Annotated in this window: 13 protein-coding genes and 1 pseudogene; 10 read left to right on the top strand and 4 right to left on the bottom strand. The window is 39.6% G+C overall.

The window, feature by feature from the left end; translation table 11 throughout:
• Positions 1–177 precede the first annotated feature (177 nt).
• On the top strand, positions 178–891 hold the full coding sequence (locus tag HCK02_RS11435; protein ID WP_167630241.1) for a CPBP family intramembrane glutamic endopeptidase: 714 nt from the start codon (positions 178–180) through the stop codon (positions 889–891).
• 50 nt (positions 892–941) lie between these two features.
• On the opposite strand, the gene HCK02_RS11430 is transcribed toward HCK02_RS11435, so the two are convergent.
• A complete protein-coding gene (locus HCK02_RS11430; RefSeq protein WP_167630240.1) occupies positions 942–1,955 on the bottom strand; it encodes a tagatose-bisphosphate aldolase in 1,014 nt (337 codons plus the stop codon).
• A gap of 193 nt (positions 1,956–2,148) precedes the next feature.
• Here HCK02_RS11430 and HCK02_RS11425 point away from each other — a divergent pair, with 193 nt between their 5' ends.
• On the top strand, positions 2,149–3,324 hold the full coding sequence (locus HCK02_RS11425; protein ID WP_167630239.1) for a serine hydrolase domain-containing protein: 1,176 nt from the start codon (positions 2,149–2,151) through the stop codon (positions 3,322–3,324).
• Between the two features lie 43 nt (positions 3,325–3,367).
• On the opposite strand, the pseudogene HCK02_RS14295 reads toward HCK02_RS11425, so the two are convergent.
• Together HCK02_RS14295 and HCK02_RS11415 are read right to left on the bottom strand one after the other, a co-directional pair.
• Positions 3,368–3,634 (bottom strand): annotated as a pseudogene (locus HCK02_RS14295) (helix-turn-helix transcriptional regulator); the annotation flags it as partial.
• A gap of 12 nt (positions 3,635–3,646) precedes the next feature.
• Positions 3,647–4,219, bottom strand: coding sequence for an AraC family ligand binding domain-containing protein (locus HCK02_RS11415; protein ID WP_167630238.1), 573 nt, complete (start codon positions 4,217–4,219; stop codon positions 3,647–3,649).
• A 129-nt stretch (positions 4,220–4,348) separates the two neighbouring features.
• Between HCK02_RS11415 and HCK02_RS11410 the strand changes: the two genes are divergently transcribed.
• Positions 4,349–5,482 (top strand): Gfo/Idh/MocA family protein, encoded by a 1,134-nt coding sequence (locus tag HCK02_RS11410; RefSeq protein ID WP_167630237.1) that lies wholly within the window; start codon positions 4,349–4,351, stop codon positions 5,480–5,482.
• A 9-nt stretch (positions 5,483–5,491) separates the two neighbouring features.
• Positions 5,492–6,388, top strand: coding sequence for a myo-inosose-2 dehydratase (gene iolE / locus HCK02_RS11405; RefSeq protein WP_167630236.1), 897 nt, complete (start codon positions 5,492–5,494; stop codon positions 6,386–6,388).
• A 60-nt stretch (positions 6,389–6,448) separates the two neighbouring features.
• Here iolE and cbpA read toward each other — a convergent pair whose 3' ends face one another.
• The gene (gene cbpA, locus HCK02_RS11400) at positions 6,449–7,090 is read right to left on the bottom strand and encodes a cyclic di-AMP binding protein CbpA (RefSeq protein WP_167630235.1); all 642 of its coding nucleotides are present in this window, start codon (positions 7,088–7,090) and stop codon (positions 6,449–6,451) included.
• 168 nt (positions 7,091–7,258) lie between these two features.
• Between cbpA and HCK02_RS11395 the strand changes: the two genes are divergently transcribed.
• The 6 genes from HCK02_RS11395 (at position 7,259) to HCK02_RS11370 (ending at position 13,803) form a co-directional block, all read left to right on the top strand.
• Complete coding sequence (locus HCK02_RS11395) at positions 7,259–8,206, top strand: ABC transporter permease (RefSeq protein ID WP_167630234.1); 948 nt, start codon at positions 7,259–7,261, stop codon at positions 8,204–8,206.
• Positions 8,199–9,143 carry an iron chelate uptake ABC transporter family permease subunit gene (locus HCK02_RS11390; protein ID WP_167630233.1) on the top strand — a complete coding sequence of 315 codons (945 nt, stop codon included), beginning with the start codon at positions 8,199–8,201 and terminating at the stop codon, positions 9,141–9,143. Before HCK02_RS11395 ends, HCK02_RS11390 begins: the two co-directional genes overlap by 8 nt.
• Positions 9,140–9,913 carry an iron ABC transporter ATP-binding protein gene (locus tag HCK02_RS11385; RefSeq protein WP_167630232.1) on the top strand — a complete coding sequence of 258 codons (774 nt, stop codon included), beginning with the start codon at positions 9,140–9,142 and terminating at the stop codon, positions 9,911–9,913. Before HCK02_RS11390 ends, HCK02_RS11385 begins: the two co-directional genes overlap by 4 nt.
• A gap of 15 nt (positions 9,914–9,928) precedes the next feature.
• Positions 9,929–10,873, top strand: a complete 945-nt coding sequence (locus tag HCK02_RS11380) for a siderophore ABC transporter substrate-binding protein (RefSeq protein ID WP_167630231.1) — start codon at positions 9,929–9,931, stop codon at positions 10,871–10,873.
• A 206-nt stretch (positions 10,874–11,079) separates the two neighbouring features.
• Positions 11,080–13,398, top strand: coding sequence for an RNA polymerase recycling motor HelD (helD, locus tag HCK02_RS11375; RefSeq protein WP_167630230.1), 2,319 nt, complete (start codon positions 11,080–11,082; stop codon positions 13,396–13,398).
• 162 nt (positions 13,399–13,560) lie between these two features.
• Positions 13,561–13,803 carry a DUF2187 family protein gene (locus tag HCK02_RS11370; RefSeq protein ID WP_122865070.1) on the top strand — a complete coding sequence of 81 codons (243 nt, stop codon included), beginning with the start codon at positions 13,561–13,563 and terminating at the stop codon, positions 13,801–13,803.
• Positions 13,804–13,957: the final 154 nt, after the last annotated feature.

Raw genomic sequence — 13,957 nt, 5'->3', positions numbered from 1 at the left:
TCTTTTTCCATTTTTATAGAAAAAAACGCCCATCCCTCTTCTTTCTCATGGAGGGATCGGCGTTTTTCGACAGTCTGAGACTCGCTTCGGCGAGTCTTTTTTTGCTTTAAAGGGGTATGGAAAACGAGCGAAATCATGTATGATAGAACTAATAAAAAGCATTTGGAGGAAACGGTGATGGAAAACGAACCAATTAAACTTCAAACAGAACCTCGACCGAAAGCTTGGCTTGGTATTATTTGGTTGGTTTTGTATTTTATTCTTGATATTATTGGCGAAATCCTCGCCACGATTCCGCCGATTATTGAAGGCTTAAACACAGGAAAATCGTTTGACAGCATTATAGGCGGTCTGCAAATCACTTGGTACATGAATCTTACACAAGCGTTTGCTCTCATTATTCTACTTATTTTGATGAAAGTCTCGCACATGAAACTTTTTTCTTTTCGAGCTTTTTCAAGAAAAACGTGGCTGAATTTTGTTGTAATCAGCCTTGTCACCCTTGTCATTTCAAATCTCCTTGAAATCCTGATTACATACTTAGATCCAAATTTCAATACCGCCAATCAAGCAGGGATTGAAGACATGATAAGTTCGGCCTCACCGCTTGTCGTGTTTATTGCCATTGTCATTCTAGCGCCAATCACAGAAGAAGTTGTTTTCAGAGGCTTAATCATGAAAATCATTTTCTGGAAGTATCCGAAAATCGGCTTTGCAGTGAGTACCTTGCTATTTACTCTCGCTCATTTGCCGACAGATATCCCAAGTTTCCTCGTTTACTTCGTGATGGCATTTGGCTTGTGTCTAGTCTACTACAAAACAAAACGCATCGAAGCGAGCATCTTACTTCACTTTATCAATAATTTAATCGGCTACTTCTTCATTGTCTAAATGAAAAAGCCTTTCGAACATTGTGTTCGAAAGGCTTTTTCGCATCCAGATTATTTATCAACAACTTGGATATCTTCCTTGTTGCCATATTTTGTCCACCAAGGAACAGCGCCTTCATCAAGCAATTTGTTAAGCGAAGTGATATTTTCCTTCCCTTGCGTGCGAAGCCACTCACGAAGCGCATCATCGCCTTCCTTACCATAAACTTCGATGCCATCTTTCCAAGTTGCACGGCCACAAAGCACGCCGCTATATTGCACATTGTGTTCGTTCGCAAAAGCAATCGTCTTGTGGAACATTTCCGCCGTAACCCCAGCACTCAAATAAATGAAAGGAAGCGGACAAAGATCCGAACACTCTTCAAAATGGCGCGCAGCTTCCGCTTGTGAGTATGCCGCATCACCTTTTGCAAAACCTTCAACATAATTAAAGTTGACAGGAACCTCAAGTTTTAAAACATCAACGCCATAACGAGGCTTCGAGAATTCCTTGATTGCCTTTTTCACTTTAGCAGGTTTTAATTTAGCGTATTCAAGCGAACCTGAGTCAGTTACATTCGCATCATATGTAATTGGCTCAAGGAAAAATGGGATATCGACAGCGCGGCATTCCGCGCCGATCCGTTCCAAGAAAGCATATTTAATTTCATTAATGTCATCAGACTCATCCGGATCATAGTAAACCAAAATTTTAACAGCATCTCCGCCATTTTCCTTGATACGAAGTACCGACAAGTCTTCAATTAAATCCGGCAATTTACCAGGAATCGTCGTATCATATCCAGTTTTTTCATAAGAAGTTAAAAGTCCGCAACCTTCGTGGCGTGCTTTAATCGCTGGCGTACCGTATTCATCATCCAACAAAATAGCAGAGGCATAAGGAGTAAGTTCTTCGGAGACTAATTTTTTGAAGTCTTCCACATCTTTTTTATCTTCCGTACCTTTTGCAGTTTGAATCATTTTTTTGAGCGAACCACGTTGGTCAATCGCTAGCGCTGCAATTACACCTTTATCATTGGCAAGTCGATTTAAACTATCGAATTTACCTCTTGTCATTGTAACCATTATACATCGATCTCCTTTTTCTGCAGATTTCACACGTCATTCTTTACCCTGCAGGAGTTTCTTTAAACCCTTTAGTTAAAAATTGCTTTTTGCGAGATTTTCAACTACTATTCAAATAGGAGTTATCGAACTTTTGGGAAACATGGAGTGCAATCTCTTTTTCTGATAGATTATCGGCTAAGGAGTGTTCACTGTGGAACAAAATCGGAAAAATCAAAGACAACAAGAAAAAAAGAAACGCAGAAGAAAAATTTTAGTATTTATTTTGTCACTTGTTGTTTTTCTAGCTGCTCTTTTTCTCGTCGTTCAACTTTTAACGCCGAAAAAGGCAGATACAGCAGCGCGAGAAGCGAAATCAAATCAAAAAGCGAAATCTCCAGTTTCTAGTGAAAAAGAAAAGGAAAAAGTAGCGACAGAAACGAAAGAGGTCGTGCAAAACGAGGCCTTAGATCAATACCTTACGAAGCTTCACTTCAGTGGGACAGCAGTTGTGGTTCGTAATGGGAAAATAGTTTTAGACAAGGGCTACGGCTATCGAAATCGCGAAAAGCAAGAAAAAAATACGCCAGATACGGAATTTTACATTGGTTCTTCGCAAAAAGCGTTAACGGCAACGGCGATTTTACAATTGGTGGAAGAAGGAAAACTCGCGCTTACAGATCCAGTTTCGCAGTATTTGACAGGATTTCCGAGCGGGATCACGATCAAAAATTTGCTAAACCATACAAGCGGGCTAAAAGGTCATCTTGAAACGAATTCGAAAATCACTCCTAGAGAGCTAGTTCAAGACATTGAAGAGCGAGGCGTGAAACGAGCACCAGGAAAATGGGATTATCGCGATTCCAATTATACCGTTCTTGCTTATTTAGTTGAAAAACTGAGTGGGGAGCGACTAGAAGACTATTATCAAAATCACATTTTCAAACCGGCTAAAATGACGCAAGTAGGTTTTTATGAGGACTTTACAAAGCAAAAAAATGCTTCTATCGGCTATTATTTGAAAAAAGATGGAAGTTACAGCATCCCAAGCATGCCAGATTTATCTCAACTTTTTGGAGTAGGAAATGTTTACATGTCAGCGGGGGATATGTACCGATTTGACCAAGCGTTAATGAGCGGGAAATTATTATCGCCTGAAAGCTTAGCAGAAATGTTTACGAAAGGAAGCAGTTCGGGTTACGGAATGGGCTTTTACGCGGATCCAGGAAGTTATAACAATCATGGCGTGTTAAATGGTTGGAACGTATCGAATAGCATTAGTAAATCTGGAAAAACTTTCGTCATTTTATTTTCAAACATCCAAAATAATATCTCTTCCTTTGGGAAAGTGAATAATGAAGTTTATGAAATCTTGAATCGAACAAATTAAAAAAACCTGTATCCGCGTGTTTAGCGGATACAGGTTTTTTGACTTATAACTCGAGTTTTCCAAAAGCTCGGGGAGTCAGTCCTGTTATTTTTGTAAAGCTACGAGTAAAGTGTGAGAGACTACTAAAGCCACATTCAAAGGCTACCTCTTCGATAGATAATGTACGATCAATTAAAAGCTGCTTAGCTATGGAAATTCGAATATGAATTAAATATTGATTTGGCGTGAAGCCTGTCTCAGCTTTAAACAGCCTGGTAAAATAATACGGACTAAAATTACTAATTCGACAAAGCTCATGCAGTGAAATTTTTTCTTTGAAATGCTACTGAATATAATGAACTACTTTCTTCACTGCATCCGAATGGGGGTTTAGATTCGTTTTGTCGATTCGGAATAAACTACAAAGTAGCTGATATAAATTGACAGAAATTGTTTCTTGATCTAAGTAGTTCCATTTTAAAGCTTCAAATAACGTCGTTGCACTTTCCTTAGCAAGGTCAGCAGATGGGAAAAGTGCTCCGCGATGTTCGTAAAGCGAATCTAGCAATCTTTGAGAGAGTCCGCCATTAAAATGAAACCACTGAAAGCGAACGGGTTCAGATCCGGCCGCATAATCATTTAAATATTTGCAATCAAGTAAAACAATATCACCAGCACGAGCGGTGAAAGACTGATTTCGGTAGTGAAAGTGAAGTTCTCCTTCTTTAATCCAAAAAAACAGAAAAGCTTCCATGAAAGCTCGCTTAACATGATAAGGCGCAACGCAAGTGTATTCGCCTCCCCATAAAAGATAGTGATGTAGCTCTTTTGAATGTTTAGAGGGCTCGTAAAAATAGATTCCTTCGCGCTTTTGAATGCCTAGTTCTACTCGCGATTCTGGTGCAAGCTTTACCATAACTAATTAACCTCCAATCGAAAGCAAGATTTGTTTCTTTTACAGCAAGATTTTGTCCTGAAAACCCTTTCATTTCATTATACACTATGAATAGTTTAATAGTCTTACTTTTTAAAGAGGGAAGAAAAAATGAAACAAGTCAGAATTGGAACTATAGGTGGAGCAGGTTGGATTGGGCAGGTACATGCAGCGACTTTTCAAAATGTACAACGTATTTTTGAAGAAGACAATGGAATTCCTGTTTTTCAAATCGTCTCTGATGTAGATGAAGCAAAAGTAAAGCAGGTACAGGCCAAATTCAACTACAAGAGTTATACGACAAATTGGAAAGAAGTTGTGACTCATCCTGAGGTAGATCTTGTGGACATTGCCACCCCAAATCATTTACACTACGAAATGGCAAAATTGGCACTTGAAAACGGGAAACATGTTTTCTGCGAAAAACCGTTAACACTTACCGCAAAACAATCTGCTGAACTGGCAAGAATAGCGCAAGAAAAAGGTGTAGTGAATTATGTAGCTTTTAATAATTTAATGAATCCAGCCAATCAGCATGTAGCTCATCTAGTTCAAACAGGAGCTCTTGGTAAAATTACACGCGTGACAGGAACTTACGATCAGGATATGCTGCTTGATGAAGCGCTGCCGATTGCATGGCGACACCTTAATAAATTTGCTGGGTCAGGAGCCCTTGGAGATTTGTGCAGTCATTTGTTGAGCGTTTTACAAATGATTTTAGGCGACATGGATCAAGTAAACGGTATCCAGTCAATTGTGATTCCTGAGCGCCCTAAATCTGCAGGTAGCAGCGAGACCGTTCAAGTCGAAAATGATGATATTGTCCAGTTTCTAGCTAGATATCAAAATGGAGCGATCGCATCCATCGGTTCTAGTCGAATTGCGACTGGAAGAAAAAATTATTTTCAATATGAAATTCAAGGGACTGAAGGAACGGTTTATTATGATCTTGAACGCTTAAATGAGATTCATCTATATTTAAAAGCTGATGAAGGAGAAAATATGGGCTTCCGTAAAGTACTTTTAAATCCCCATCACGGTGAGTTTGGAGCCTTTCAACCGGCAGCAGGGATTGCGATTGGCTTTAACGACATGAAAATCATTGAAGCTCATCAATTATTGGGTGCTTTAGTTTGCGGGGAATCCTATTTAAGTGATTTTGCATTTGGAGCAAAAATTGATGCCATTGACCAAGCTGTTTTACGTTCGATTACTAGTAAGTCATGGGAAAAGATAGAAAAGTGAGGTGGGAAAATGTTTGAAAATAAAGAGATGAAAGTCGGGATTGCGCCAATAGGTTGGAGTAACGATGATATGCCAGAATTAGGGGCGGACCGAACTTTCGAACAATGCATCAGTGAGATCGCTTTAGCAGGATTTGATGGTACGGAAGTTGGCGGAAAGTTTCCTCATGATCCAGTTCAGTTAAGAGAGGCGATGGAGCTGCGCGAAATTGAAATCGCCAGCCAATGGTTTAGCAGTTTTTTAATTTCAACGCCTTATGAAGAAAACGAACGTGCATTTGTTGAAAAGTTGGACTTTCTTGAAAGTGTTGGAGCAAAGCGAGTAAATATTTGTGAGTTAACGAACTGTTTATTTGCCTCTGAAAAGTCTATGTTTGGCAGAAACAAGCCTTTAGCAAATGATGAGGAGTGGGAGTGGCTATGTAAAGGTCTCAACAAATTAGGTGAAATAGCTACTAAAAGAGGTTTCAAACTTTGCTACCATCATCATATGGCAACAGTTGTTCAAACGATCGCTGAGACGAAACGCCTGCTAGAAAATACAGATCCACGTTATGTACATCTGTGCTTTGATTCGGGGCATTTTGCTTTAGCAGGTGAAGATCCACTTAAAGCAGCTGAGTTGTTTTCAGATCGAATTGCGCATGTGCATTTGAAGGACATTCGCAAAGCAGAAATGGAGGAAGCAGTCCAAGAAGGATTTCGATTTCGCGGAACTGTACTTACTGGCTGTTTTACGATTCCAGGTGATGGTTTCATAGACTTTCCTAGACTGCTTCAGATTTTAGATAAAAGCGCCTATCAAGGTTGGCTATTGATTGAAGCCGAACAAAATCCAGACCTAGCTAATCCACTTGAGTATGCAATGAAAGCCCGTGCTTATATTCGAGCTATTACGGGCATTTAAAAAGAGAAACTTAAAAAACCGGTATCCGCTGAGCCCAGCGGATACCGGTTTTTGACTGTCTTATTTTTCTTCTTGTAAGTTTTCAGCTTCGACGACACGGAAGCCTTTACGATCTAAGTGCCGTACAATCTCGTTTTTCTTCTCTTCTGTAACAGAAAGTGGAAGAGAGACAAGAATACGACGGATAAAATCTGAACTTGGATCATCTAGCGTAATCAGACTTGCAATCGTCGTATATTTATCAATGATTTTTGTGACTTTCGTAAGAGCACCAGGAACTTCGCCAGTCGCAATCGTTAAAACATAACTCGTTGTTTTAACATTCCAAGCTTCCTCTAAAAGCCCAAGTAACTGTCCATGTGTTAGAATCCCGTAAAAGTCGCCATTCTCTTTTAATACTGCGATGTAAGGCAGCTCTTTAATCGTAAAGAACACTTTGAAGAATGAGGAGTTGACGCTGATGTGCTTGGTTGCATTCTTGAGCAGGGAAGTTACAGGTTGATCTAAACTTCCTCCGTTTGCCACGTGGCGATAGATGTGCATCTTGTATATATTTCCCAAAAATTTGTCGCCAGATTGATCAAGAATAGGAACACAGCGATAACCAGATTCTTCAAGCAAATCAATCGCTTCTTTTAACGTTGCTGTTTCTGGAACCGTTGTTAGTTTGGTTTTTGGTATGCAAAGATTTTTAATCAACATATCAGTCACTCCTTCTCAATTTAACCTACCTCCTCTATTTTATCTCAAATGGTACTGTTAGTACAGTAAATTTTTACTAGTGCCTTATTGACAATGAGATTCATTATCAATTAGAATAGAAGAGGAAAATGAAAGTGAAGAAATACAGGCTTGAAAAGGAGAGGTGAAATGAAACGACTAGTGCTTTTTATCATATTTTTACTTCTTGCTGTCGTCTCACTTTTTATAGGCGTAGAAAAACTTCCAATACATATAAATACGTGGAGTAGCCACGAGCTCGATATTTTTCTTTTCAGTCGTTTTCCAAGATTAGTTAGCATTATCATTGCCGGAGCTGGAATTAGTATTTGTGGCATGATTATGCAAAGTTTGACTCAAAACAAATTTGTTTCGCCAACGACCGCTGGAACCATGGATGCAGCAAGACTTGGAGTACTTGTTTCTTTATTATTTTTTACCGGTTCATCACTTTTTGTCAAAATGAGTGTCGCCTTTTTATTTGCGCTAGCGGGAAGCCTTGTTTTTATGAAGATTCTGGATTCGATTTCCATTCTTGATACCATCTTGATTCCGCTTGTAGGCTTGATGTTCGGGAACATTCTCAGCTCCATTTCCACTTTCTTTGCCGTGAAATTTGATCTCGTACAAAATATTTCTTCATGGCTTTCAGGGGATTTCTCGATGATCATGAAGGGGCGCTACGAGATTCTTTACCTTTCTATCCCGCTATTCATCCTTGCCTATATATATGCAAATAAATTCACAGTGAGTGGAATGGGAGAAACCTTCGCTAGCAATTTAGGACTGTCATATCGTGCAGTTATGCGGATTGGACTGATAATCGTTTCTTTTATCACAGCAACCGTCGTGTTAACAGTGGGGATGATTCCTTTTCTCGGCTTGATCGTTCCAAACATTATTTCGATTTTAAAAGGCGATCATTTACAGAAAAATTTGATGGATACAGCACTATTTGGTGCTTCCTTTTTGCTTGTTTGCGACATGATCGGACGCATTATTTTATACCCATACGAAGTGTCGATCAGCTTAGTTGTAGGCATTATCGGCAGCGTCATCTTCCTCATTTTACTGTTTAGGAGGAAGAGCTATGCGTAAAAAAATGACCCTTTTAGTCATCCTCGTGCTGATTTTTTCAGCCTGTTATTTATTTTTATTTATTGGCGGGAACTTGGAGTTTGCCTTGAAGCTTCGCGGAACGAAGTGGCTTGCCATCCTCCTAACAGGACTTGGAATTGCGATTTCAACCGTTATCTTCCAGACCATCACGGGAAACCGAATTTTGACACCTAGCATCATGGGGCTTGATTCCTTGTACATGTTATTCCAAACTGCGCTGCTCTTTTTAATGGGACAAAGTAAACTGCTTCACCTCGGAAGCGAAATCAATTTTGTGCTTTCTTGCGGGTTAATGGTGGTGTTTTCAACCGTTTTTTACTACCTCCTATTTAAGCGCAAAGGAACGAGCATCTACTTGTTGCTCCTTGTCGGCATCATTTGTGGCACTTTTTTCAGCAGTTTTTCTTCCTTTATGGAAATGCTGATTGACCCAAATGAGTTCCAAATCGTGCAAGATAAGAGCTTTGCTGGCTTTGGCAATGTCCATCAAAACGTACTCCTATTAAGCGCTATCCTCATGCTTCTGGTTTTTCTTTACCTAGGCAAAATCAGCAAGTATCTAGATGTGCTCACACTTGGAAAGGAAGAAGCGACGAATCTCGGTGTTTCGTATGAAAAAGTGGTGAAGCGCTTATTAATTGTGGTAGCCATCCTAACGAGTATCGCCACCGCGCTCGTCGGGCCCATCACGTTTCTTGGCTTGATTGTTTCAAATATCGCCTACCAGCTTTTTCCAACGTATAAACACCGAATTTTGATCCCAGCCGCTGCGCTCATTTCCGTGTTGACGCTAACTTTTGGCCAAGTCCTTGCCGAACGACTTTTCCATTTCAATACGCCAATTAGTGTGATTATCAATTTGGCAGGCGGCATTTATTTTCTGTATTTACTTTTGAAAGGAAGGAAACTTGTATGAAAATTGAACATATCACAAAAACCTATCATGATAAAACGGTTTTAAACGATGTTTCCTTTGAAGTGAAGCCTCAATCGATCACATCACTGATTGGCGCAAACGGAGCAGGAAAAAGCACACTTCTTTCCATTATGAGTAGACTCATCAAGCCAGATTCCGGTGCGGTCACGCTTTCAGGACGCAAGCTTTCCGATTGGAACAACCAAGAACTGGCGAAGCGCGTTTCCATTTTGAAACAATCCAATCACTTGACGGCTCGGCTAACGGTGCGAGATTTAGTGAGCTTTGGACGTTTCCCTTATTCATCAGGACGCCTCACGAAAACAGACATTCAAAAAGTGGACGAAGCGATCCAGTATATGGAAATGGGAGCGAAGCAACATCAGTTTCTTGATGAACTGAGCGGAGGACAAAAACAGCGAGCTTTCATTGCAATGGTGATTGCGCAGGATACCGATTACGTTTTGCTCGATGAACCGCTCAATAATTTAGATATGAAACATGCCGTTTCGATGATGCAAATTTTCAGACGTCTTGTGGATGAACTAGGAAAAACTGTTGTTCTCGTCTTGCATGACATCAACTTTGCTTCCTGTTATTCAGATCAGATCGTTGCGTTAAAAGATGGAGTGAAATTAGCAGAAGGAGAGACGGCGGAAATGATGGATGAAGCCGTTCTGCGAGAAGTCTTTGAAATGGATATTCCGATTACGGAGGTCGGTGGAAATAAATTTGGAATATATTTTAATGTAAAAGATAAGATTTATTAAAATAGGAGGCTTAAAATGAAAAAATTTACGATGCTTTTTTTAATTAGCTTAATTGCCCTTGTACTGGCAGCTTGTTCGGGAGGAAACTCAAATTCTGATGGGGATAAGGCGAAAGCAGACTCTAAAGAAATCACGATTAAACACGAACTAGGTACGACAAAACTTACGCAAGACCCTTCGAAAGTCACGGTATTTGATTTTGGTTCACTGGATACGATGGAAAAATTAGGATTGAGTAACAAAGTCATAGCGGTGCCAAAGAAAAACTTGCCACCATACTTAAAAGCGTTTGATACAAGTAAAGTCAAAGATGCGGGCGGACTGAAAGAACCCGATTTTGAAGCGATCAACGAAACAGGGAGCGACTTAAATATCATTTCAGGGCGGCAAAGTGATGCGTACGATAAATTTAGTGAAATTGCGCCCACCATTTATTTAGGTCTTGATACTTCTGATTATTTAGCATCTTTCCATGCGAACGTTGAAAAAATCGGGAAAATCTTTGGGAAAGAAAAGCAAGCACAAAAAGAATTGGCTAAAATTGACACACAAATTGATAAGGTGAAAGCGGCAGCTCCGAAAGGGAAAAAAGGGCTGATTATTCTTGCCAATGATGGGAAAATCAGTGCTTACGGACCGGGCTCGCGTTTTGGCTTGATTCATGATGTTTTAGGCGTGGAACCGGTTGATACCTCGATCAAATCTTCTACACATGGTCAAAGTATTTCGATGGAATATATTTCTGAGAAAAATCCTGATTACTTGTATGTAATTGACCGCGGTGCAGCGATTGGTGGAGAATCTTCTGCTAAGAAAACGGTGGAAAATGATTTAGTAAAAACAACAAATGCCTATAAAAATGGCAAAATCATTTATTTAAATCCGGAGTATTGGTATCTATCGGGAGGCGGACTTGAATCTGTCAAGGAAATGGTCAAAGAAGTTGGCGATAGTTTTTAAACAAAAAGAAGCAGCTGGACACGTGTCTAGCTGCTTCTTTTTTTGCATATAAAAAGCCTTCCCTAAGTGGAAAGACATTGCAGATTTTAGGATTCCATGCTATACTAAAAAATACTGTTAGTAACATTTGTTAAAAAACAGACTTAATTCATTTCAATTATACATCAAAAATAAGTGTTTGTCAATATTTTTTAGGAGGCTTTTTTATGAGCGAGGAAAAACAAGAACAAAAACGAATTGATTATACGATTGAGCAAATTAAAGCACAAGAAAAACAAATCAAAGACTCGCTAGTTTCCGTTAAAAAAGAAGCCAGTGATATCCGTTCAAATTTCTGGGAAGACGTTCGGGTCAACTTGCTTGAGCCTGATGATGTATCCGAAACGAATATCAGTATTCGCCAGCAGGAACACTTTTTGCGTGAACGGGAACGAAATTATGAACATGCCGAAAAACAATTAAAAGTCTTCGATAAAATGCAAAACTCACCTTACTTTGCTCGGATTGACATTGCGGATGAAGAAACAGCGCGTGAAGAAATCTATATTGGGATTGGTTCGGCGCTAGATGAAAACGACCAATTTTTGGTTTATGACTGGCGTGCGCCGATTTCAAGCGTCTATTATGATGGGGAAATGGGAGAAGCAAGCTACGATACGCCGCAAGGCAAGCTCACGGTGGATGTGCTTTTAAAGCGACAATTTTCGATCAAAAAAGGCAAACTACAATCAATGTTCGATACGAGCGCGGCGATTGGCGATGAAATGCTTCAAGAAGTGCTTGGTGCAGAATCCAATTTACAAATGAAAAATATTGTTGCGACCATTCAGCGCGAACAAAACCGAATTATTCGAGATACGAAAAGTGACCTGTTATTCGTCCAAGGCGCAGCAGGAAGCGGTAAAACTTCGGCCGTCTTACAGCGAATCGCTTATTTATTATACCGCTTCCGCGAAGGTCTCGATGAAAAGCAAATGATTATTTTTTCACCAAACCGCTTATTTAACCATTATATTGGCAATGTTCTCCCAGAGCTTGGCGAAAAAAATATGCTGCAAACCACCTTTCAAGATTTTACGGCAGCGCGTCTCGGAAACCTTGAAATGGAAAGTTTATTTGAGCAGTTTGAGGACAAGGCGAACGAATTGCGCAAGAATATCCTCGGGCTAAAAGAAGATACACAGCTCTTTGCTGCCATTTCTCGCTACCAAAAGCTTTTGCAAAAAGACGGCTTGCGTTTTAAAGACATTCGCTTTCGCGGGAAGACCGTGATTTCCAAGAACAAAGTGAAGGAAATCTTTTATCAAACTCGTTCTGATTACTCGCTCCCGGCGCGCCTTGAACTAACTCGAAAAGCTTTGCGCGAGGAACTATTTGTGTTTGCCAACGAAGAAGCCAAAAAAGACTGGGTAAAAGACGAAATTGAGCTTTTAAGTGAAGAATCGTATCAAAATCTTGTTCCGCTTGAACTTGAATTTGACAGTTTTGATGCTGAACAAGATTATTTGGCACGGAAACTCGTCCGCCTTAAAATGAAAAAAGTCCATCAAGCGGTCAAAAAAAATCGGTTTTTCCATATTCACCAACAATTTGTTCATTTCATGCAGACCGTTCCGAGGCTTTTGAAACTGGAAAAATTTGGTATCCAAGAAAACGAATGGAAGACCGAAATCAAACGACTGGTCGATAGTTTAAATGCAAATAAACTTGCCCAAGAAGATGTGGTATTTTATCTTGATTTACGGGATCGTGTAGTCGGCAAAGAAGCCAATCGTGCGATGAAATTTCTATTTATTGATGAAATCCAAGATTATTCCCCCGCACAAATTTATTATCTCAAAACTTTGTTCCCAAGTAGTCGCTTCACGTTGCTTGGAGATTTAAATCAAGCTATTTTTAAAACCCAAGAAAAAGAACGAACGCTGCTTGAAGAAATCAAAGACTTGTTTGATTCTAAAAAAACAGAAGTGATTCGACTAAATAAAAGCTACCGTTCTACTGAGCAAATTACTAACTTCACGAAAGGCATCATCCAGGCAAAAGAGGAAATTGTTCCGTTTGAACGTGAAGGAAGTCTACCAAAATTGATTGAAACAGAAAATTATGTTGAGATGATGGAACAAGTCTACGAAAAAGCCAGTCAACTAGCGAAAAAATCGAATATGGTAGCCATCATTGGGAAAAACCAAGAAATTTGTGAGGCTGCTTATCTTTCGCTTTACAAAAAGATGAATGTTCGGCTTGTCCATTTTGAACACCAAAAATTGCAAGAAGGCGTGATGATTATTCCGTCTTATTTAGCGAAAGGACTTGAATTTGATAGTGTGATCGTCCTTGATGCTTCTAAAGAGGCCTATGCGCTTGAAGAAGAACGCACTTTGCTTTATACGATTTGTTCACGTGCCATGCATGATTTGGTTGTGACTTCAAATGGAACTAAGTCGCGGCTGTTTTCAGACATCCCAGAAGAACTTTATCAATTTGAAAAGATAAGCACACACAGTTCTTCCCAAATTTCTCGTTAAAAACACCCTCACAGCTAGTAAAAATAAGCTGTGAGGGTATTTGTGTATAAATTGTCACATTTTCTATAAAAAGGACCATCAAATTTATCATGAGTAATAGAAGACCGAATTCGAATACGGCTATAATAAAAATATAGAGAAAAGGAAAGCGAGGTTAACAAGATGAGCGAACAAAGAAGTTTTAGTTTGATGAAAACAGAGCCAGAATATGAAACAGAAATAAAGATGGGAGACCAAATATTGTTTGAACGGGAACATATTCAGTACGTTGGAAGAGTGCTTGGTTTTTATACAAACTCCGTCTTGGTTGAAGTCGACGAAGAACCAATCAAATTTGGTGAAAGTCGAAGAACCGTCGTTAACTTTGCTAAACTAACTCTATTCAAAAAGGCACAGACGGCATAAGCAAATGGCTGTCTTTTGGTACCCCAAAACTAGAAGACTGCCAAACCCTCCTAAGGAAAAAAGACTCAGCCCACACTGAGTCTCAGACTGTAGACAAAGTAGTGAAAAACTTTGTTTACAGTCTTTTTTTAGATATACTTGTGATAGAACATAC

It is taken from the genome of Listeria valentina, assembly GCF_011800755.1.
Lineage (GTDB): Bacteria > Bacillota > Bacilli > Lactobacillales > Listeriaceae > Listeria > Listeria valentina.
Note: the sequence above shows the minus strand (reverse complement) of the source record. Positions and strands in the feature narration are given on the sequence as shown.